Here is a 21,177-nt window from a genome sequence, read left to right on the forward strand (position 1 = left end):
TCGGCGTGCCGCACACAGCTCGCGAATTTCACTCGCAGAAACAGGGGCCACCACCCAGCCACTGCGCGGTGACGAGGACACCAGCCCGCTCGCTTTTAGCTGCGCAAGTGCTGCCCGCACAGCACCTCGCCCCAGTGCGAACTCCTGCACCAACGATGCTTCCGAAAGCCGTTCGCCCGGCTGCAAAACGCAGCTGACGATCGCCCTCCGCAATGTTTTTTCAGCCAAGTCTCCCTTGCCGTCGATCGGCAAAGGCGAAGTGTAGGCATCCTTATCTAGCATCTGACCTCTCAGTTCTTAAATTTGACATCTCTATCGTGTAACTTGAAGACCATATTTGCCTCCATTTCGCGAAAGGCGGAAAGAAATATTCCGTTTGTGGAGGTGTGGCAGATAAAAATCCCCGGAGGTGGAACCGCCCGATCGGGCCTTCTCGGGCGATGGATTTGAGGTTCAGGGGTGTTGCCGAAGGGTTTGGCCGGATGCGATAGCGACCGTGGCGCGCCCTTGTCCTCCTGGCGCGAACAGTTTGGCCCAAACGACCTGATCCCATCACATCGGAACGCCACCCCAATCCTCAAGAAAGAGGGGCCGCATCCATTGCAAACGGTGTAAGGCAAGGCGGATGAACCCAGACATGCCGAATGCAGACGAGGCAGCATTCGTGGCTCTCAGAATATGGGTGACTCGGTTGAGATTAGAGGCGATGCGCTCGAAAAAGTTGCAAATCCTCTCGCGAGGCTTTTTGCAACGATGGAACTCACCGGATCGGTCATGCCCTGAGATGAGTCATCAAGGGCTATGATCTGCTAGGTCGGCATGTTTGGAACTGGGGGCCGGGGAGAGTGCACCTTACCCGCCCCTGGGTGCCACGAGCTATGCGCGCGGTGCTGATGTTGCAGAAGATCAGGTCCCAGTCCCACGGTCGGGTAGCCAACCATCTCGCGGAGATCATCGAGTCACGCTATCCGGGTCTTGATCATGCAGAGCTTCTGGGAGGGCTCGAACTCATGACAGACCTCATGCTCTCGGCCACCGAAATGATGTTGACCGAAGCTCTCGTTGACGAGCCGAGGGTGAAGCGTTGGGCGAGCCGTATGGCTGCGCTGTATTATGTCGATCTTATAACCAGGCTTCCGCAGCAGCGTTAGGCCTGCCCAATGCTGCTGCGCCAAAGGGCGTCTAAAGCCAAAATCTGTGATAAAATTCCATAATTCTGGTTATCTGATTTTTGTTAAGCTACTGGAAAATCTACAAAATCATGGATAGTTTCAAGACGGTTTGTGCTAGAATCTCCTGATCAGCTTGCAGTTTAGCCGCCCCTACCCGCCTAGGGCTGCTCTTGCCCAATTTCGTCTCATTTACTTCTAGACGCTCGGGACGCCGCGTCTCAAAACGCGAAGATCGTCCAAATGACACACTGAATATGTCTCACGGATGCTGTCTCAGCACGTATACCCCAATGGGCATAGCAAAGCACGGGCCGGAGGATTATCTTGGATGAACTGCTGTCAAAGCGGGCGTTTATGCACGTTCAAACGCAAAATCAACCGACCGATGAAATATTAAAGTCCCGATTCTATGTACGGAAAACAATGATTAGCAAGAAGCGCGATATCTAAATTCAATGACGGGAGCCAACCTGACATGGAACATTTTACGGATTTGTTGGGCGCGATATGGTTCAAATTCAGGAGATGGTCTTCGCCCAGAATTTGTAGCACGCCATTGACGATGATCAGTGTGTAAGAGAATGCTACTTTACGATAAGGATCTTGGCGTTGCCATTTCGTCCCAGAACATTTGTGGCAACGTCAGTGCCGTAGCGATGCATCCGGAAATCGGCATACGATGAGCCGAGCTTGATATTGCGCAACACAATCTCATCCAGGAATGCGGGCATGATCGGATCGCGGAAACGGATCTCATTTTTAGTATGAGCCTGCTCAAGGCCGAGGCAGGCACCCAGAACGCCGAACAGCGCAGAGGCGGCCCAGGCCTGTGGTGAACACGCGACCGGATAAGGGGTTGGTCCTCGACCGGGCCGCCGGATGAAACCGCAGAACAACTCGGGCAGACGTCGCATCTCCTGCTCCTTTGCCGCATCAAACAGACCTGTGAACACCCGCGCCGCCTCTTGTTTAAGGTTGTAGCGCGCAAGCCCGATCGCAATCGCGGCGTTGTCGTGCGGCCATATCGAGCCGTTGTGGTAAGACATGGGATTGTAGCGTGCTTCGCCCTGGGCAAGGGTCCGGATGCCCCAGCCGCTGTAGCCTTCCTTGCTCAACAGGGTTGCCGCGACGCGTGCCGCCCTTTCGGGCGACGTAACGCCTGCAAACAGGGCATGGCCTGCGTTGGAACTTCGCACGCGACACGGGCGCTTCATGCCGTCGAGCGCCAGAACGTAGGTTCCGAGGCCCTCATCCCAGAATTCGGATTCGAAGCGAAGGCGCAGGTGTTGGGCGGCGGCTATCAGATCGGCGGCCCGCTGGTGATGCCCGAGTCGTTCGGCCATTCGGGCGGCTGCACGCTTGGCTGCAAAGACATAAGCTTGCACCTCGCACAGGGCGATGGATCCTGTCGCGTCCGTTCCGTCTTCGTGGAAGATGGAGTCGTGGGAATCCTTCCAGCCCTGGTTTTTCAGGCTGCCATTGCTTTCCGCCTGGTACTCGACAAAGCCGTCTCCGTCTCGGTCGCCATACTCATCGATCCAGCGCAACGCTGCGTCGATGTTCGGCCAGATCTCGGCAATGGTCCCAAGGTCACCGGTGGCGTCCAGATACATTCCTGTCAGCATCACGAAGAGCGGCGTTGAATCGACGCTGCCATAGTAGCGGCCGAATGGCACTTCACCAAGATTGGCCATTTCGCCATGGCGCACCTCGTGAAGGATCTTGCCCGGCTGCGCGTCAGCGCGGGGATCTGTTTCGCGGGATTGCATCGCCGCCAAGGTGCGCAGAACGCCGCGTGCGATCGACGGGTCCATCCACAGCATGAACATGGCCGTAAAAATCCCATCGCGTCCGAAAATCGTGCTGAACCAGGGAATTCCCGCATAAGGATAGGGGCCGGAGTCAGTCGGCGTGACCAGCATATAGACGTCGGAGGTGGCACGGCAGGCAACTTCATTGAAAAGGTCGCTCGAGCTTTGCACCGTGGCGATGCTCCGCGTCTGGACGCGTCTGGCGCGGCGGCTTTCACGGTAGGCGCTGAAGAACTCCAGCAACGGCGTGGACTCGCCCTCCTCACAGGCGACGGTCAGGAAGATCGACTTCTTTTCGCCCGGCGCAAGTGTCAGCTCCAGCGTCGACCGGTCTGTCTCCAGACGTTCGGGAACAGGCGTGAAAGCAATCCGCGTGCGGCGCTCCACCTCATCCAGACCCAGATAGCGAAATTCGACCGTGTTGGCGGTTACCACATCGGACGTTCCGTGCCCCCGTTTTGCCCGCGTCATCCCGCGAACCTCGAACAGGTCGCGAAAATCCGCGCTGAAGGTGTAATCGATGGTCAAGCGGCGGTCGATCGGCGTGAAGTTCCGCACGCTAAGACGCTCGTAAAACACTCCCTTGTAGAGAAACTTCGTGCGTTCGAAGAAGATGGTCTCCCGGGGCAGTGCCGCGGCACCATCTTCGATATCAGGATTTGTGAGATCGACGGACAGTGCAGCCTTGTCGTCGTGATTGGAGGAATTCAGCAGCAGGAGCTTGCGCCCCTGAAACCGAAGCTCCAACTGAGACAGAAATCTCGTATCGCGATGAAACAAGCCCTCCACGGTATTGTGGCCGGCAATATCTCCATGGCTGTTCAGGACTGCGAAAGTATCCCCATCCTTCAGTTTCTGTAGCGACCAGCCGACCAGGGAGGTCTCAACTTCAAGATCGTAGCGAATGGCGTCCAGGTTTTCCGATACTTCGAACGGGGGATCAACAGGGGATCCCATCAGACCGGCCCGTGAACGGGGGATGCAAAGCCAGGGCGGTCGCCGGAAAGGTTTGTCGCTGCCACGACCTGCACCAAGGGTGCCGGAGCAATATCGGCAAGCTGACGACGTTGAGGTCCCATCCTCACCGGCACATCCGATAGACCTGTGTATTCCGCGACATAGTCCGATGCCATCCGTGCGGCGGTGAAGCGTTCCTCGAACCTTTGACGGACTGCCGTTCTATCAAGACCGACTGCCTTTCGAACTGCCTTTACGGCCTCATCGATCGAGTCCACGATAAAGCCCGTCACGCCCTCGTCCATGACCTCTGGAACCGAGCCGCGGCGCCAGGCAATCGTCGGCGTTCCTTCTCGCATGGCCTCGATCATCACCAGTCCGAACGGCTCCGGCCAGTCGATGGGAAACAGCAGAGCGATGGCGTTTCCGAGAAAGTCGCGCTTCTCGTGGTCACCGATCTCGCCGATGAAGTCGATCAGGGGGTGATCAAGTTGCGGGCGGATGACATGGTCGAAGTAGTCTTGGTCGGCTGGATCGACTTTCGCCGCGATTCTAAGGGGTATCCCTGTCCGCTTTGCAATTTCGATCGCCCGATCCGGGCGTTTTTCCGGGGCAACGCGCCCCAAGAAGGCGAGATAATCGCGCTTCGGGGCACTGAAGGGCGTTGGACCGGCAGGAAGGCCATGGTGAATGTTGGCCAGCCAGTTGGCGCTGGGAAGCGGCAGACGCTGATTTTGCGAAATCGAAATGAGCGGCATTTCCGGGAACGCACGATAGACGGGATGAAAATCCGGCAGATCCAATCTGCCATGCAGCGTGGTCAGACAAGGAACGGAGGAGGCTCGAAACGCTGGAAACTGGAGCAGATCGACGTGGAAGTGGATGACGTCGAAGGACGAAGCCCGCCGGCGAACCTCCTCCAGCATGACCAGGAGGCTTGCCGTGTGATCCCGGATACCTCCCAATCTCAACCCCTGAGGAACCGCCTGCACGAGTTCAGCAGACGTCTCAGAATCTCCGCTGGCAAAGAGCGTGACATCGTGGCCCTGCTCGACGAGCTCTTCCGTCAACCAGGAGACGACACGTTCCGTGCCGCCATAAAGCTTCGGCGGAACGGATTCCGCCAGGGGTGCGACTTGTGCGATACGCATTTGAAGTTTCTCTGTTGTGCCAAGCGTCTGTCCAGCACGAGGCTTCGTAGGGACCGCCGGCATCCGCTCACGAGGGCGTTGCTAAGGCACAAGAACAGCGAAGGATTGTATATGGAGTGCCATACGGATTTGGCCAGTGCTGCGCGGCATTTACACGACTTTCGGTTGTTTTTTTGGGGGGGCTCCGCGGCTTTGCGATCACGTCCGCCGCATCAGCGAAACCATCGCAACTGAACACGTGAACGTGAAAAACCAAAAGTTGATTGTTGTAAAATCATGTCCATCTAAAGTAGACGGAAAACGATCAAATCACCGACATTCACAAACAGATTCTCAGGCTTCGTGAAGCACTTCCCGTATGGGGGGCCGAGGCGAATGACCTTGTCGAGCTTGCACGAAATGCAGAGCGCGCGGGGCTTATTGGAAAATACCAGAGGCTGGCACGACACGCTTTTGTATTGGGAGAACCAAGAGGCCCCTGCTGCCCTCAGTGCCGATATTCGCGTGATCAGAGGCTCTCTCAACGCCATGCGCCTGGAGGTCGATTCCGCGACCAGCAAGTTCAGGCTGTAGTCTCGATCTTTCGCCCTGCCGCTGCGTGGCGCTCCTTTGCTGACCGCTGACGCAAGTCGGATCTGGAATAATCCAGCTCCCGGGGGAACTTCGTCCGCCCCGCAGCCAGTCAATGTCCTTGGAAGAGTTCGATGATCAAATTGTTGTTCGCCACCCTGGCGATTGTGATATCCGCGCAGACTGTCTTTGCGGGAACGGCCGCCGATGTGGTGCCAACGCCACGGCCACCGACCGATCTGGCCGTTGCCTATGTCGCCAGTCAGCCTGCGCCGCCAAACCCGGTTCAAATGACGGAGACCCTCAAGGTCGGTCATACGATTCCGGCGAACCTCTTGCTCTTGCCGATACCAGACAGCCCTGATTACGCCTTTGTGTTCGTAAACCAGATACGCCTGATCGTCGATGCGAGAACGCGTGTCGTCATCCAGGTGGTCGACTGATCAAAGACACCTGAGGCTTCGCATCTACCATAACTCGGCCTTGCCACCACTTATAGGGACGAAGCGTTGCGGCGACCGCGACATTTTTCCGGCAGAGGTGGCGGTGGCAGGCCTGCACATTGACTGCAATTGCTGTCGCGGGCGCGCCCCAGGCGCCCATCCTCTGCTTCATGCCGAAAGGGCTGTGCTGCACCCTTCTGCCACGCCACCATCCGCTGAGGTCTGGCCCGGCATTGTTGCCCAGCCGCCGGCTTCAATGAACTGTCGCTTCTTGTACCGGTCCGGGAGAGCGTTGAATTCGATCAGCCGTTTTGCCGAATCCGGTGCAGCGTTGAACCGCTCGACACAAACAGCGGATGCAAGCTGCAGGTTCGCCGCTTCGCTTGCAGCCGTCGCCGCTCTCACGGCGCTGCTTCCCGTCATCCACCCTCCCCAGCCAAATCCGGCGACCATCGTGGCTACGGCCGTCATGCCGCAAGCCCAGACAAGGATGGTCTTCGAGGGCCGGTAGTTGTCCAGACGCTCGAACATCGTGGCTTTTCCTTTTTCCATGACCATGCGAATTCTCCTGTTCGCGTTCATTCTCGGCTGCGCCTCCTGGCGGAGCGTCTTGCGCGTCACACGTCACTTGAAGTGTTCGAGAGCCAATGTGATGGATCTGTTTGGGCGGGATTTGTAGGCGCTTTTGGCTGCATCGAGAATTTTTGAACGCAGCGCGTCGAACGAGGCGAGATAATCGCTTTCGCTCGCCGTCCAGTGCGAGAGCCCGGCCGTAAGCACTTCAGCGGGCACGTAAAACCTCACCTCGAACATACCGTCATAGCCGAGAAATCGGATGCGGGAATGCGTTTCATCGTAGCTTCGGCTGGAGTTGGGAAAGGAAAGCGCCATCACTGGCCTCCTTCGTCCTGCCATCTGTCGATGGCTTCGCTCTTGCGTGAGATGGCGACGGGCAAACCCTTGTGAAGGTCGACGCGCTTGCTCTGGAGGGCTAGGAGCAGTGTTTCCCGGGTTCTCTTCCCGTTACGGAACTCGGTCTTCAGAAAGACCGATGCCGCCTTTTTTGCATCGGAGTTTGCCGTAGCTTCAACGCCTCTGAAACCACCGGCTCTCAGGACATCCCTGATCATCGCAAAATCGGAGGGATCGAGGTGCTCTTGTAGGTGAGTGGAAGACATGTCGTCCTCCTTCGTTGGGGCGAGGAACGTCAATCCTCAATCGCAGCGCCCGTAAAACGAGCTGCTATCCCCTTACATGTCGTGCGGTCCAGCACCGTTTACAAGTGGGCTCGTCGATCCCGCCTGTGTAATTGACACGCTCATGCCCGCAGCGCTTGAGATGGTGGAGACGGATGCGTCCAGTCGTTTGGCCAGGGCATCAATGATCAGGGAGCCAAGACCCGCACCGGAAATGTCTCCAGGGGGCTTGGCTATCTGTCCAACGCCATTATCGCTGACAGTCAAATGCCATTCGGTCAGATGCGCTCTGTAGTTGATGATAACCTTCGCGTCAGGCTTGGGGACAGGGAAGGCATATTTGATCGCGTTGATGACCAGTTCGGTGACGATCAGGCCGAGGCTGACGGCCTCTTGCGAGGATATCCGGGTTTCACTCGCCGAGACTTCCAATGTGACCGGCGCACTGTCGAGCACGATCGAACTTGCCAGTCCCTTGCACAGCTTTGTCAGGTACGAAGACACATCAATCTCGTCCATCCCCGCATCGAGGTGCAGATAGTTCTGCACAGTTGCGACCGACACCACGCGCTGACGGGCGTCTTCAAGAACCCGGCGTGTCTCGTCCGAGCTGACGGCACGCGCTTTCAGCATCAGGATACTGGCGATGATCTGCAGGCTGTTGCCGATCCGATGTTGCATTTCCTGCAACAGCACACGTTGCTGAGCCAGAAGCTTCTCAGCCTTTTCAAGGAGTTGTTGCTTGTCGACCGCGATCTGCCGGATCTCCGTCACATCGGCAAATGCCAGCAGGGTGTTGGGCTTATTGGCAGAGCGGATATTGAGAAGCCTGGACGTAATCGAAAAGATCCGCTTGCCGAACCGTCCAAGATCCTGCTCAAACTCCACGCCCTCCATCATGATGCGCTGAGACACGGCTGCCGCGAGGGCCTGGCGTATGGCAGGCCTGTTCCAATCGCCGTTTCCCAGATCCAGCAGGGATTTGGGATAGGGATGAGCGGAATTGATGTCGAAAGTCTCATAAAAACTGCTGTTGGCAGCGACGACGCAAAGGTCTTCGTCCAGAACGACGAAGGGTTGGGGCATGGTCTCCACGATCGCCCGCGCGAGCATGTTTGAATCGCGCATAGTCCCAAATTGCTTCACGGTCGCCGCTCCTGCCGTTATTCCGAGCTGTCCCGGCTCTCTCAGCAATCCAGACGTGCTGACCGTATATGGGATTTGTTGCTCCGCCTAATGGAAAGGCGCGGCCTTCTCCTGCGCATATGCCGCATGCTGCGGCTTCACACCCTCGTCCTGCTGCTGTTGCGTGAAGAGTGACCAGGCCGAGACAAAGAGAGCTGCAATGAGGGGGCCGATCACGAAGCCACTCAACCCGAACAGGGAAATGCCGCCCAGAGTTGAAATCAGAATGATGTAATCGGGCAGGCGGGTACCTTTCCCGACGAGGGGCGGGCGCAGCAGGTTGTCGACCAGACCGATGAACACGACACCAACGAAGACGAGGACGCCCCCCTTCATCCACGCGCCGATGAGAAACATCCAGATCGCCGCCGGTCCCCAGACCAGCGCTGCACCGATGGCCGGCAACATCGATAGCAGAGTCATGATGACGGCCCAAAGCAGTGCCGCCTCCATCCCGATTATCCAGAATGTCAGCCCTCCGATAGTCCCCTGGATAATGGCTATGATAACGTTGCCTTTGACCGTTGCGCGCGCCACTTCCGCAAATTTGTCCAGGAATTTCCGCGTATAGGTGTCACTCAGGGGCGTTGTCTGACGAAGCGTCCCGGCAAGGCTTGCTCCATCCCTGAACAGGAAGAACAGCAGGTAGAGCATGAGCCCGATGCTGACAAACACATGAGCGGTATTCTGGCTAAAGCTCAGGACGCTGCCGGCGATGGATTGTCCTGCTTGCATTATGCCCGAGGAAATCTTTTCCCGCATTTGCGCGGCGCCTCCGAGCTTGAGGGAGGCCAGCCAGTCTTCGAGCGACGGTGGCAGGGCCTGCTCGATCTGATTGAGATAACTGTTGAGATCAATCTCGTTGTTGCTCATGCGCTGGTAAAGATTGGTCCCCTCCTGGATCAGTGAGGCCAAAACAATCATGGCAGGCAAAATGACCAGGAGCACGCATAACAGAACTGTCAGGAAGGCCGCGATGTTTTTGCGGCCTTTCATCCGCCTCTCAAGCCGGACGTGGATGGGGAAAAAGATGATGGCCAAGATGACCGCCCAGAGGATGGCGGTGTAATAGGGCAAAATAAGCCATACAAAGGAAATCGTCACGAGCGTCAAAAGGACGTAAAAACTTGTTCTTTGGATGGACATGGAGGCCGTTGCTTGTTCAGTCATCGCTGATGGATGGCAACTCGATTTCGACATCTCGTCGCTGTCGGTCGTCCATGGGCTCGATGTGCTTCATCCAGAAGTCGTTTGCGGCAGACGGCTCGTTCTCCCACTTGCGGGTATTGACGATGTTGTCGTCGATCTTGGCCCGTCGCGTTCCGCCAAGCCGCAGATACTCTGCCGCGAGCTTCGCGGACGGTGTTTTCGCGTCTGAAGGGTTCGCCTCTGCCGCCTTATCCTTGCCGAGCATGCCCAGCAGGGCATCGCGCTCGGGCGTTCCGATACGCTGCGCCAGAAAAGCGTCAATCGGGGTGCGCGTTTCGTATCCACCGGAAGACGGGTTGGCCCGGTGAAGCACCAGAGGATTGTCCGTTGCCGGATCTCGTCCCAACAGCCATCGATCCCCATTGGAACTGGCTGCAAATTTACGCCATTCGCTCATCGGCATATCCTCCCTGGATAGGGGTTTGGGGTCCTGGTTGGTTTTGGAAATGCATCTCAGTACCCCGCAGGCACCGGTTGCTCGGGGGGATCGGTATCTGGTTTCTTCGCCTTGATTTGCGTGGGGGGCAGTTCGATCACATTCAGCCGTTCGCCAAACGCCGGCTCCCGCATTTTTCTGACTACCGCCAGAATCACCACGTTATCTGTCTTTGACATGCCTCGTCTCCGTAGATTGCGATGCCTTACTGCTCGCCTTCATCCATGCTGCCGCCCTCGTTCTCCCATCGTCGGAGTGCCACTTTGTCGGAATGCGCTTTGCGCCGTTTCGAGATCGGATAGATCTCGCTCATGATCATGCCGGTTTGGATGCGTTCAATGATTGCGAGTTCACCGCCGTGATCGGGACCTGCAACGGCGCCAAGGTCGGCCGTCGAGTAGTTGCTGCGCTTTAACACGCGCCGGGTGATTTTTTCGGTCGCGCCAATGTCGTCGATCGGTTGCTTGTCTGTCGGCATAATGAAGCATCCCCTGAGCGAATGAGCGCTCGTGTGTGATCCCGATAGAATGCGCTAGCCGGCGTCTTTCGCCGGCATGGCCCGTCTATCTATCGAGATGGTTGACAATCGAAAGCCTGCGTCTCGATCAGACTCGGATCTGGCAAGCTATGGATACGGCCGACCGATGTGCGTCGAGAGAGTGCGGGGCGAAACCTGTAATGAGAGCATCAACTGGGACGGAATGTCGGATCGTAGCCGGTTACGTATGGCCGACTGCAGCACGCCTTGCTCTCTCACTTCGGATATGGCACCCGGCTCCGGACTTTCAAGTGCCGTGTGATGCGTTGAGAGGGTGGACCCATCCGCAGGCGATAACAGCCTGTGGCTCGTGAATTTGTTGGTCGCAACGCGGCCGTCCGGACCGAAAGCGGGTTCTTATCCAGTCTGTTTTATGTGGGACTGTAATTTTTCCCTACGCAGAACAATATTAATATATTTAATCAATTGCAAATATGAAAATTAATCCTATTTACAGGATATGATAAAACGAAATAATGCAGAATTTTTCCGAATTATATAATGCGTTGTAGGCATGATAGAATTCGGAAATTAAATTATAAATCATGTAAGGATGTTTCATGTCAATGTCAAACGGTCCTCACGCTGCTCGGTTTAAACTTTCGGCCGGGGAGAAGGCTGCCGTAACCGATCAGACGGCTCGTCTGCGCCAATTGCGTCTGGAAAAGGAAGCTCTGGCGAATTCCGAACCGGTGGCTCGTTCCAAAAAGAAATAGTGGCCGGAGCGCGTTCTGCCTCGTGTGATGCCGGATCGTACCGCCCAACCGTCCCGAAACGCGTCGACTGCGCGCGTCCTACCCGCAGTTCCTCTCGTCGCTCTTGTCTCGCACAGTTGCATTCATGGCCGGCGCCTCGATGAAGAAGGAGCAAGGCAATGCGTGCAGAATTCTATCCCGCCTCCATGTCGCGTAATCTCGTGAGGATCGGCCGACGTGAGTATAGCGACAACCTTCCTGCCGTTTCGGCGGATATTTCCGAGCGTTGCGGACGGCTGCGCATCATTGGCCTTACGAGCTTTTCCGCTCTCGACCGCCATGAGAGCGCAACCTGCCCGATTGGCCAGCCCGGAGCCGGCATTGCCGGCCTTGATCCCGCACGCCTTTGAGAGGATGAACCATGATACAGATCGACTATTCGTCGCCTGCAGGCTTTTTCGCGGGCAGGCGCGTGGGCGGGAGCACCAGCGGTCCCCGTTATAAGCGGTTCGACAATACCGCAGAGGCCCTTCGGTTCGCTATTGAAGAACTGCCCTGTTCCCAGCTTCGGGGAGCGGTCCTCGAAATCGGCGACACGCGTTTCGAAAGCAACGAAATTCGTTCTCTGTATGATGCGGTCCATTATCCGCTTCCCCGAAAAGAAACGTAACGTCGATCGTGACGCCCCGCCGACGGATCTCCTTGCGACAATGAAGGCGCAGACGTCATGACGCTTTATTCGGTGAAGCACCGCACGCAGTACCAGTACACGCATCCCGTGACGTTCGGACGTCACCGTCTCATGTTCCGTCCGCGGGACAGCTTTGACCAAACTCTCCTCGCATGTTCTCTTCAGACAAGTCCTCCCCCGTCGTCCGTCCGTTGGATCTACGATGTCTTCGGCAATTGTATCGCCTTGGTCGACATTGAAGCGTCCTCGTTCGAATTGGTGATCGAAACGCGTATAAAGCTCGATCATACGGTCCATGTCCCGCTTGACCTGGAAATGCACACGGATGTGCGTGGCTATCCGTTCAGCTATGATGATGACGAAATCATTGATCTGGGACGAACCGTCGAGCGCCATTACCCCGACCCTGATAACGCTGTCGCTCCCTGGGCTCGGCAATTTGTTCCCGTCGCAGGTCCTGCCCGAACCGGCAATGTGCTGATGACCTTGTGTTATGCCATTCGGGAAAGCTTTTCCTATCGACGCCGTGAAAGCCGCGGCATTCAAACTCCGGTGGAGACTTTATGGCTTCGCAGCGGAACGTGCCGAGACTTCGCACTGTTGATGATGGAGGCGGTGCGCTCGCTGGGTTTGGCGGCTCGCTTTGTCACGGGCTATATCTATGTTCCCGACCGCGATGGCAATCCGAATCTGGGGGGTGGGGCAACCCATGCCTGGTGCCAAGTCTATCTCCCTGGTGCAGGTTGGGTGGAGTTTGATCCGACGAATGGCATCGTTGGAAACCGGGAACTGATCCGGGTTGGCGTTGCTCGTGACCCGAAGCAGGCGGTTCCGCTCTCCGGCAGTTTCGACGGGGCCGAAGGGAATCTAATTGACATGAATGTTCAGGTGAATGTGACGACCTGCGAATAAATGCACTGCTGAGATGGCCGCACGGAACACTCTGCATCCACAACCGTTGGTGGATTGCGTCGCCCCCGAGAAAGGAATTCTTTATGAAAATACGTGCCGGCTTCCGGATTGGCTATGAATGCAAGCAGGATACACCCATGTTGCTGGTCCTGAACCTTCATCCCAGCCGGCGCGGGGATTTGCTCGGGGATCAGACGATTTCCTTTGATCGCCCGATCAGGGCGTGGGAATATATAGATGGCTTCGGCAATGCGTGCAGCCGTATCGTTGCCCCGCAGGGCGTTACAACGATCAGCACCGGGTTTCAGATCTATGACGATGGTCAACCGGATTCTGTCCCCGTCAACGCCGTTCAACACGATATCAATGATCTACCCGATCATGTTCTCGTTTATCTTCTGGGGAGCCGTTACTGTGACACCGACCGCTTGGCGGATTTCGCCTGGGAGACCTTTTCCCATACGAGGCCCGGCTGGGATCGCGTGAAATCAATCCTCGATTATGCACACGACCGGATCGTGTTCGACTATTCGAAAGCTGATCCGACTAGAACGGCCTTTGGCGGTTGGCAGGACAGGGCGGGTGTGTGTCGAGACTATGCGCACCTCGCCATCACCTTGTGCCGATGCATGAATGTGCCGGCCCGCTATTGCACCGGCTATCTAGGGGACATCGGCGTGCCGACAGACCCAAACCCGATGGACTTCAGCGCTTGGTTCGAGGTGTTTTTGAGCGGCCGCTGGTACACCGTCGATGCGCGCCACAACACACCGAGAATCGGACGTGTTCTGATGGCAACCGGCAGGGATGCAACGGACGTGGCCATGTCCACCGCATTTGGCCCGGCGAAACTTGTGCACTTCGAGGTGACAACGGAGCAGAAGGATGCCTGACATCGTCCCGTGAACGCGATGCTGCCACAATGTTGCGCTAAAGATAGTGAATGTTCGGACATGTTGTCCGAGACCTTTTGAGCATTCCGTTCGGATCGCCGACGTGCTCACATTCCTTCAGCGGTTCCAAAATGCCGCAGTCGAGTCCGACTCCTGCGCGTGGATACTCATGCCAACCCTTTAATATCCATATACATTCACCGTCTCGAACGTCCAGGCCTCACCATCTCCAACAGCGGCCAGGCCGATGGCGGTGGTGGTCGGCCTCAGTCGCCAGGAACTGCGCAAGATTGTTGCCGAGCAGATCGATTGAGACTGCCCATGTCAGACGCAAGGAGTGGGCGCAAGGCCCTAACAATCATGAACAACAGATCTAGCCGGTCCGCCGGCCTCAAAGCGGGTACTGCGCGCGAGCGCCTGCTCGACAAACATAAGCAGCATCTGCATTTTGCCGCAATGAAGCTGTCTGCGGGCGACCGGATCGGCGCCGAAAGCGAATTTCAGCATGCCGAACACTTCTTTCGCAGTGCGTCGGAGCAAAATGGCGGTGGTAGGCAATGAGCGTCGTTCCATTGGCAGCTGCACCTCACGATGCCGCTGAAAAGGCTTGGCTGAAAGTTCTTTCTGTCTATCGTGTACCGAGCGTAACGCGTAGCGTCTACGAACTGATCGTCACTCTTGTGCCGTTCGTATTCTTCTGGACAGCGGCCTGGGCGTCATTGCATTTCGGCTACTGGATCGGCCTCCTGCTGATCGTTCCAGCGGCTGGCTTCCTGTTGCGGCTGTTCATGCTGCAGCATGATTGCGGGCACGGCTCTTTTTTCGGGCGCCGTCTCTGGGACGACTGGACTGGCCGTGTGATCGGCATTCTCACGCTGACACCCTACGACTATTGGAGGCGCGCGCATGCGGCGCATCATGCCTCGGCCGGTAATCTCAATCAGCGCGGCGTCGGCGATATCACCACGTTGACCGTCGCCGAATATGAGGCACTGAGTTCGCGTGGCAGGTTTGGTTACCGCCTTTACCGGCACCCGTTGGTGATGTTCGGCATCGGTCCGGCCTTCCTGTTTCTATTCAAGCAAAGGCTTCCATTCGGCATGATGCGTGCGGGCGCCTTGCCCTGGGTTTCGACCATGGCAACCAATGCAGCGGTCGCGGCCATCGCTCTCGTCCTTATCTGGGCAATCGGGATCCTGCCCTTCCTCATCGTTCATCTGCCGATCGTGCTGCTGGCGGGGTCAGCCGGCGTCTGGCTTTTCTACGTTCAGCACCAGTTCGAGGACACCTATTGGTCAAGGCCGCCGGATTGGACTTTCCCATTTGCTGCGATGCACAGTGCTTCTTACTATGACTTACCGGCTCCGCTGCGATGGATGACCGGCAATATCGGGATGCATCACATTCACCATCTCTCAAGCAAGGTGCCGTCTTATCGTCTGCCCGAGGTTCTTCGCGACTATCCCGAACTCGCGAACTTTGGCCGCATCAGCCTTCGCGACAGCCTCGGTTGCATAAAGCTCATCCTCTGGGACGAGAAGACACAAAAACTGGTCTCGCTGAAGGCGACCGAAGGCCTTCGTTAAAGCATGCCGAAAACGCCACCCGCACTGAAGAGGACATTGTCATGGACGATCCAATCAATGATGTAGCCGGTTCAAGCGAAGGCCAGAAGTTGTCCGAAAGAGCGGTGACCCCGTATAGAGCCTGCATTCCTCACGGGGGCAACCGTGCGCCAGATGGGTATGGAGCCCCACTTGCGGTGCCTATCTTTCTCGCGCAACGCCCGTCCACTCTGCGTCACCACGCCTTGGCGGCAATGCTTGCAACTTGGGAGCACCTATCGGTCCCGGCAGCTTCCTGCCTTGCGGCGAAAGCAGCCATTCAACTGAACACCTTAGCGTTAAACCTGAAGGGAGCAGTGTCATGACCGTTGGCACACGCGTGGAAATGGTAACCTTTCGCAACAGTTTTCTGCTGCCAGGAATGGAGCGCGAGCACGCGCCGGGTGTCTTCGAAGTCCACATCACCGAAGAACCGTTGAACGTGATGTGGGAAGCTTACCACCGGACGATGAATTTGATGCTCACACGCGGCGGCGTCACGGAAGCGATCAAGGTGACCCTTGACGATCTGGAAACCGCTCTCGCCAAAGATGGGGGCGACGGTTGAGGAGGAGTGGTCGTCAATCATCACCCAACAACCAACGCGCTGTGCCCATCCGCAAGATAGTTCATCACCCTTAGAATACGGTCTTTCAGATCTCAGGCGACTTGATCGAGCAGACAAGCCAACCACAATATTTGTGCGGCGCAGCAGCACTGGCCAAGATGACGCGTTAGGGACTGCGGCGCGTTAAGGCGGCGACATACGCAAAGGATTATGGAATGCGATCAATGTCCGATACCCTGGCCCGCCTTTCGAAACTGCGCGTCATACAGCCCCACTTGCCCTCTTCGCCAACGCCACTGGTGAACCTCGGACCGTTTGGTTCCAATCCGGGCGGCCTGGATGCCAAGATTCACGTCCCGGCGGGACGGGCCGAACGTCCCGCAATGGTGGTAGTCCTTCACGGATGTACTCAAAACGCCGCGGCCTATGACCATGGATCAGGGTGGTCGCGTCTGGCCGAAGAATACGGCTTTGTGGTTCTTTATCCCCAGCAAACGAGGCAGAACAATTCCAATACTTGCTTCAACTGGTTCGTACCCGATCACATGCGTCGCGACCGGGGAGAGGCACTTTCCATCCGGCAGATGGTAGACACCGCTATGGAGCGTCATAACATCGATCCTGCGCGGATCTTCGTGACTGGCCTTTCAGCCGGAGGCGCAATGGCGAACGTCATGCTTGCGACCTATCCGGAACTGTTCGCAGGCGGCTCTGTTATCGCCGGCCTCGCTTATGGATGTGCCAGTTCGGTACCTGAAGCCTTTGACCGCATGCGTGGTCACGGTCTCCCGAACGTGACAAAGCTACAGGACCAACTTCGTCTGGCATCTCGCCATCAAGGACCCTGGCCGACGATCTCCGTCTGGCATGGACTGCAGGATAGGACGGTCGTGCCCTCAAACGGAGACGCTGTCGTCACACAATGGCAGGCTGTGCACGATATTGTCTCCAAAGAAGCAGCGGTCGAGACGCGGGAGGGCCACAGCGTTTCATCCTGGAAGAACCGGCACGGCACGGTCGTCATCGAACTCATCACCGTTGCCGGAATGGGACATGGCACGCCTGTCGATGGTGCCGACGGTTATGGCACAAGTGCGCCCTACATGCTTGACGTCGGTCTGTCGTCAACGCTTTACTCCGCATGCTCCTGGGGGCTGATCCCCCCTTTCGACAAGCGGGTTTGAGGTCAACCGACTTCGTTGTCGTGGCCTGACCAAGAGTTGCCGCAGGGCGTAAACAGTTACGGGCTCCAGAAGATCATCGAAGGCGCAATCGCTCGCAACCTTCTGTAGATTTTGAGGTTTTCGAAAAAAGGACAGCTTCTGTGTCTACGCGCTCGATCGCTCTGTTCTGCCGTCCGGGAGTGCTCACTTCTCAGACACGAGCGCAATGGACAGCGGGAGGAATCACGCTTATCACGTGCACAGATATTACGGATCTGTATCGCATCCCCCTTGACCGATTTCTTGGTGCTCTCCTCGACGTTGAGCTTGACATCCAAAAATTGTTTCACCTCGCTGAGGAGCTTGAACGGCGACAATGGTCATTTGTGTTCATTGTGTCCGAGCACCGATATGGGCCTTACTTCCGGCTTTCCGGTGGGAGACAGCACATCCGTGAAATAGAAGAGGAGTTGCTCTTCCAGAATGATGACGGGCGAAGACACTAGTCTGGCTTGCCGATTGGATTTTCATGAAAGCGTTGAAACACGTCTATGAAGATATTTACATAGGGCGTTGTTGGACATGTTCTGGTGGTAGCTAGGGTAACCTATGTTGGCACGAGCATTGATCGTTTCAGTAAGGTCAGTGTAATCTTGGAAGCGCCTTGAGGCGAAGGTGGCAGATGAAAATGAATCGTTGAGCGTCACGCGGCTATGTGGCCTTTTCAAAGGTGCTCGTTGCACTCATCCGAGGGTGCGTGGATCAAGGGCGTTGGCGTGTGACGCCTGTGCATTTCTCAAACATCATTTGTAAAATCTATCTTCCCATCTTCAGCGAGCTGATTTCGTACCGCAATACCCCTTTTTTCACCTGGGCGGGGATCCGGAGCGTCATATTGGCCGCTCTGGCGCTCCCCCGGCCGAGAGACCGGACAAATAGCCCTCCTCGCCGCAACCTATCCCGTCGTGCTGCTCAGCGTCGTTGTGCAGGGATTGACGTTTGTGCGTAAGCGTCCGGTGAAGCTGCCTTTGAGATTTCCCACGAACACCTGAAGTTACGTCACTAATTCCGTCATTAGAGACGTCATCAGGGATGAACTATGGGCCGCATGGAGATTTTGACAGGCGTCGAGCGTCGGCGTGATTGGTCCGACGACGAGAAGCTTTCGATACGACAAGAGGCGGCGGAGCCGGATGCGAGGATCGCCGACGTCGCTCGGCGGCACGATATCAAACCCCAGCAGATTTACACCTGGCGGCGGAAGTTTGCAGCGGAGCAGGCTGAGCCAGTGGTTTCTTTCCTGCCGGTCGCATTGATCGCGACGCCATCGAGCGACGAGGCTGAGCGTCCGGCACCAGTGGACAAGCCTACCACAAAGCGCTCGGCACGGCCCATACGGATCGAGATCGGCTGCAAGGGCGGCCGCGTCTTGAAGGTGGAAGCCAACATTGAGCCTGATGTCCTGAAGGCACTGATCCGCTCGGTTGAAGACGCATGATTGCGCCAGGCGCAAATGTGCGCGTCTATCTCGCCTGCGGTGTGACGGACATGCGCAAGGGGATCGACGGCCTGATGGCGCTGGTGCAGTCGTCGCTTCGCCAGAAGCCCGCGTCGGGTTCGGTGTTCGCGTTTCGAGGGCGTCGTGGTGATCGCATCAAGCTTTTGTTCTGGGATGGGCAGGGATTTTGCCTCTACTACAAGGTCCTGGAGAAGGGCCGCTTTCCCTGGCCTTCCGCAACCGATGGCACGGCCCGGCTGACGGCAGCGCAGTTGTCGATGCTGTGGGAGGGCATTGACTGGCGGCGACCCGCCTGGACCTCTGCGCCGACACGGGTTGCGTAAAGCAGATGCCAATCTTTACAGACAGATAAGTGGCAATCTGAGAGCAAATCGGCTATAAAGTTTGGCATGGAAGCGAGCCATTCGATCCTGCCTCACGACATCGATGCGTTGCGTGCCATTATCGTCGCGCAGGCGGATCAACTGGCTGAACAGGCTCGAAAGCTTCAATCCCGCGACACGCTAATCGACAAGTTGAAGGCACAGCTTGCGGTTCTCAAACGGGCGCGGTTCGGCTCGTCGTCCGAGAAGATGGACCGCGCCATCGAGCAGCTCGAACTGGCGCTGGAAGATATCGAGGCGACTGAGGCGGAAGACATGATCCCGGCATCACCATCGATTGCCGGTGCAGCAAAAGCTAAACCAAGCCGCCAGCCATTGCCCGATCACCTGCCGCGCCACGACGTGACACATCAGGCAACTTGCTCATGCCCGGTCTGTGGCGGCTCAGACTTCATCCGCGCTGGCGAGAGCGTCAGCGAGGTCCTCGACTATGTCCCGGCCTCGTTCCGTGTCGTGCGCCATGTCCAGCCTCGCTTCACCTGCAAGGGCTGCGATACGCAGGTCAAGGCCGAGATGCCGTCGCTGCCCATCGAACGCGGCAAGCCGGGACCGGGCCTCGTCGCCCATGTGCTGATCGCCAAATATTGCGATCATCTACCTCTTTATCGCCAGTCCGAGATTTACGCGCGGGAAGGCGTCGATCTGTCTCGCTCGACCATGGCGGACTGGATCGGCAAGGCCAGCACATTGCTGGAGCCGCTGCTGGTGAAGCTTCGGGACCATGTGTTCGCTGGCCATCGACTTCATGGTGACGACACGCCCGTCCCGGTACTGGAGCCGGGCAAGGGCAAGACCAGGAGCGGCCGGTTGTGGACCTATGTTCGCGACGGTCGTCCCTGGGGTCACACGATCCCACCTGCAGTCTGCTATTTCTTCAGTCCGGACCGCAAGGGACTGCATCCCAGGCAGCATCTTGCCACCTTCTCCGGCGTGCTGCATGCCGACGGCTATGCAGGCTTCCGTGACCTCTACGAACCACACAAGCCAGGCGGCCCACCGACCATCCTGGAAGCCGCCGGCTGGGCGCATCTATGGACGCCCCCGACTTTGCAAGGGCAAAAAGCACATTTGGCAAACCTGCGGCTGCGGTCATCTATTCGGCCTCACTAGCGAGCCGCACCCTGCGACCCACGGCCTTGATGGTTGATCCGTAAAACCAGCTCCCAATCACGCGACGCGAACTCAAGGTTCGATGCGCCCAACGGGCTCTGCTGGTTCCCAGTTAGCCCGGCTTTGCCATCATTTGCCTTCTATCCTCGCAACCACATCGATCCGATCCGGATCGAATTCGGCGATTACGCTGTTCTCATTGTTGCGCCCTCTCCTGGGTGTCCATAGGTCCCGCCAAACCTCAGCAACGCCCAAACAATGCGAGCGGTTTTGTTGGCAACGGCGACAGCCGCAACATTGGCAGGACGACGATCCCTCAGCTTCGCAAGCCAGGTCCAGGATCTACCGCGCCACCGCATGATAGATCGGCTACCATGGATCAAAAGCCGCCGTAGATAACCGTCGCCACGTTTACTGATGCCTCCCAGGCTATCCTTGCCCCCGGTAGAGTGCTGCTTCGGGACAAGCCCGAGCCAGGCGGCAAAATGGCGGCCAGATTTGAAGTCGGATGGCTCTCTCATGGAGGATACCAAAGCTGTCGCCGTCACCACACCGATACCCGGGATCGTCATAAGTCGTCGGCAGGCATCGCTTCCCTTCACAACCCGGATTAGGTCCTGATCGATACGGAACAGCTTCGACTTCACTTCCCTCAGTTGCTCGACAAGATAACGCAATGCGTGGCGAGCGACCGATGGAAGCTCTTCAAAATCTTCGTCCTCGATCAGCTTTGTTAGAATGCCGATATTGTGGGCGCGGTTGGGGGCGATGATACCGAATTCGGCGAGATGACCTCGGATCGAGTTGATGAGCTGGGTCCGTTGACGGATCAGCATCTCCCTCACGCGGTGGATCACTAGAACTTCTTGCTGCATCTCATCCTTGATGGGTACAAATCGCATCGTTGGACGCGTCACTGCCTCGCAAATAGCTTCGGCATCAGCGGCATCATGAATAGCCCCGAGTTTCGT

At 57.1% G+C, this 21,177-nt stretch carries 24 protein-coding genes; 12 read left to right on the plus strand and 12 right to left on the minus strand.

Features of this window, described 5'->3' with window-relative positions:
- The 3 genes from FNA46_RS24110 to FNA46_RS24120 all read right to left on the minus strand — a co-directional run.
- A partial coding sequence (locus tag FNA46_RS24110) for a GntR family transcriptional regulator (protein WP_143127770.1) occupies positions 1–282 on the minus strand: 282 nt, incomplete at its 3' end.
- A gap of 1,474 nt (positions 283–1,756) precedes the next feature.
- On the minus strand, positions 1,757–3,940 hold the full coding sequence (locus FNA46_RS24115; RefSeq protein WP_143127772.1) for an amylo-alpha-1,6-glucosidase: 2,184 nt from the start codon (positions 3,938–3,940) through the stop codon (positions 1,757–1,759).
- Positions 3,940–5,091 carry a glycosyltransferase family 4 protein gene (locus FNA46_RS24120; RefSeq protein WP_143127773.1) on the minus strand — a complete coding sequence of 384 codons (1,152 nt, stop codon included), beginning with the start codon at positions 5,089–5,091 and terminating at the stop codon, positions 3,940–3,942. The genes FNA46_RS24115 and FNA46_RS24120 overlap by 1 nt, the downstream gene beginning before the upstream one ends.
- 704 nt (positions 5,092–5,795) lie before the next feature.
- On the opposite strand from FNA46_RS24120, the gene FNA46_RS24125 reads away from it, so the two are divergent.
- Positions 5,796–6,104: a DUF1236 domain-containing protein gene (locus FNA46_RS24125; protein ID WP_143127775.1), complete on the plus strand. Its 309-nt coding sequence runs from the start codon at positions 5,796–5,798 to the stop codon at positions 6,102–6,104.
- Positions 6,105–6,272: 168 nt separating this feature from the next.
- Here FNA46_RS24125 and FNA46_RS24130 read toward each other — a convergent pair whose 3' ends face one another.
- The 8 genes from FNA46_RS24130 to FNA46_RS24160 all read right to left on the minus strand — a co-directional run bounded on the left by FNA46_RS24130 (position 6,273) and on the right by FNA46_RS24160 (position 10,608).
- A complete protein-coding gene (locus tag FNA46_RS24130; protein ID WP_143127776.1) occupies positions 6,273–6,662 on the minus strand; it encodes a hypothetical protein in 390 nt (129 codons plus the stop codon).
- A gap of 66 nt (positions 6,663–6,728) precedes the next feature.
- Complete coding sequence (locus FNA46_RS24135) at positions 6,729–6,995, minus strand: DUF1488 family protein (protein WP_143127778.1); 267 nt, start codon at positions 6,993–6,995, stop codon at positions 6,729–6,731.
- Positions 6,995–7,282, minus strand: coding sequence for a hypothetical protein (locus FNA46_RS24140; protein WP_143127780.1), 288 nt, complete (start codon positions 7,280–7,282; stop codon positions 6,995–6,997). The genes FNA46_RS24135 and FNA46_RS24140 overlap by 1 nt, the downstream gene beginning before the upstream one ends.
- A gap of 72 nt (positions 7,283–7,354) precedes the next feature.
- Positions 7,355–8,446 carry a sensor histidine kinase gene (locus tag FNA46_RS24145; RefSeq protein WP_246103338.1) on the minus strand — a complete coding sequence of 364 codons (1,092 nt, stop codon included), beginning with the start codon at positions 8,444–8,446 and terminating at the stop codon, positions 7,355–7,357.
- 87 nt (positions 8,447–8,533) lie between these two features.
- Positions 8,534–9,631 carry an AI-2E family transporter gene (locus tag FNA46_RS24150; protein ID WP_143127782.1) on the minus strand — a complete coding sequence of 366 codons (1,098 nt, stop codon included), beginning with the start codon at positions 9,629–9,631 and terminating at the stop codon, positions 8,534–8,536.
- A 16-nt stretch (positions 9,632–9,647) separates the two neighbouring features.
- Positions 9,648–10,091, minus strand: a complete 444-nt coding sequence (locus FNA46_RS26490) for a hypothetical protein (RefSeq protein WP_246103340.1) — start codon at positions 10,089–10,091, stop codon at positions 9,648–9,650.
- 56 nt (positions 10,092–10,147) lie between these two features.
- Positions 10,148–10,309, minus strand: coding sequence for a hypothetical protein (locus FNA46_RS26230; protein WP_185969984.1), 162 nt, complete (start codon positions 10,307–10,309; stop codon positions 10,148–10,150).
- Between the two features lie 26 nt (positions 10,310–10,335).
- A complete protein-coding gene (locus tag FNA46_RS24160; RefSeq protein ID WP_143127783.1) occupies positions 10,336–10,608 on the minus strand; it encodes a hypothetical protein in 273 nt (90 codons plus the stop codon).
- A gap of 934 nt (positions 10,609–11,542) precedes the next feature.
- Between FNA46_RS24160 and FNA46_RS24165 the strand changes: the two genes are divergently transcribed.
- The 11 genes from FNA46_RS24165 to tnpC all read left to right on the plus strand — a co-directional run bounded on the left by FNA46_RS24165 (position 11,543) and on the right by tnpC (position 20,206).
- Positions 11,543–11,773 carry a hypothetical protein gene (locus FNA46_RS24165; protein ID WP_143127785.1) on the plus strand — a complete coding sequence of 77 codons (231 nt, stop codon included), beginning with the start codon at positions 11,543–11,545 and terminating at the stop codon, positions 11,771–11,773.
- Positions 11,774–11,784: 11 nt separating this feature from the next.
- On the plus strand, positions 11,785–12,033 hold the full coding sequence (locus FNA46_RS24170; RefSeq protein ID WP_143127787.1) for a hypothetical protein: 249 nt from the start codon (positions 11,785–11,787) through the stop codon (positions 12,031–12,033).
- Between the two features lie 57 nt (positions 12,034–12,090).
- The gene (locus FNA46_RS24175; protein ID WP_143127788.1) at positions 12,091–12,966 is read left to right on the plus strand and encodes a transglutaminase family protein; all 876 of its coding nucleotides are present in this window, start codon (positions 12,091–12,093) and stop codon (positions 12,964–12,966) included.
- A gap of 83 nt (positions 12,967–13,049) precedes the next feature.
- Positions 13,050–13,859 (plus strand): transglutaminase-like domain-containing protein, encoded by an 810-nt coding sequence (locus tag FNA46_RS24180; protein ID WP_143127790.1) that lies wholly within the window; start codon positions 13,050–13,052, stop codon positions 13,857–13,859.
- A 360-nt stretch (positions 13,860–14,219) separates the two neighbouring features.
- The gene (locus FNA46_RS24185; RefSeq protein ID WP_185969985.1) at positions 14,220–14,420 is read left to right on the plus strand and encodes a DUF4167 domain-containing protein; all 201 of its coding nucleotides are present in this window, start codon (positions 14,220–14,222) and stop codon (positions 14,418–14,420) included.
- A complete protein-coding gene (locus FNA46_RS24190) occupies positions 14,417–15,445 on the plus strand; it encodes a fatty acid desaturase (RefSeq protein WP_143127794.1) in 1,029 nt (342 codons plus the stop codon). Before FNA46_RS24185 ends, FNA46_RS24190 begins: the two co-directional genes overlap by 4 nt.
- 340 nt (positions 15,446–15,785) lie before the next feature.
- A complete protein-coding gene (locus FNA46_RS24195; protein WP_143127796.1) occupies positions 15,786–16,031 on the plus strand; it encodes a hypothetical protein in 246 nt (81 codons plus the stop codon).
- A 224-nt stretch (positions 16,032–16,255) separates the two neighbouring features.
- On the plus strand, positions 16,256–17,215 hold the full coding sequence (locus FNA46_RS24200; protein ID WP_246103342.1) for an extracellular catalytic domain type 1 short-chain-length polyhydroxyalkanoate depolymerase: 960 nt from the start codon (positions 16,256–16,258) through the stop codon (positions 17,213–17,215).
- Positions 17,216–18,293: 1,078 nt separating this feature from the next.
- Positions 18,294–18,692: an IS66-like element accessory protein TnpA gene (gene tnpA, locus FNA46_RS24205; protein WP_143127800.1), complete on the plus strand. Its 399-nt coding sequence runs from the start codon at positions 18,294–18,296 to the stop codon at positions 18,690–18,692.
- A complete protein-coding gene (gene tnpB / locus FNA46_RS24210) occupies positions 18,689–19,036 on the plus strand; it encodes an IS66 family insertion sequence element accessory protein TnpB (RefSeq protein ID WP_081177312.1) in 348 nt (115 codons plus the stop codon). The genes tnpA and tnpB overlap by 4 nt, the downstream gene beginning before the upstream one ends.
- 66 nt (positions 19,037–19,102) lie before the next feature.
- Positions 19,103–20,206 carry an IS66 family transposase gene (tnpC, locus tag FNA46_RS24215; protein ID WP_246103351.1) on the plus strand — a complete coding sequence of 368 codons (1,104 nt, stop codon included), beginning with the start codon at positions 19,103–19,105 and terminating at the stop codon, positions 20,204–20,206.
- Between the two features lie 185 nt (positions 20,207–20,391).
- Here tnpC and FNA46_RS24220 read toward each other — a convergent pair.
- A partial coding sequence (locus tag FNA46_RS24220) for an IS110 family RNA-guided transposase (RefSeq protein ID WP_143127802.1) occupies positions 20,392–21,177 on the minus strand: 786 nt, incomplete at its 5' end.

The sequence above is a fragment of the Affinirhizobium straminoryzae genome (assembly GCF_007004135.1).
GTDB classification, from domain to species: domain Bacteria; phylum Pseudomonadota; class Alphaproteobacteria; order Rhizobiales; family Rhizobiaceae; genus Neorhizobium; species Neorhizobium straminoryzae.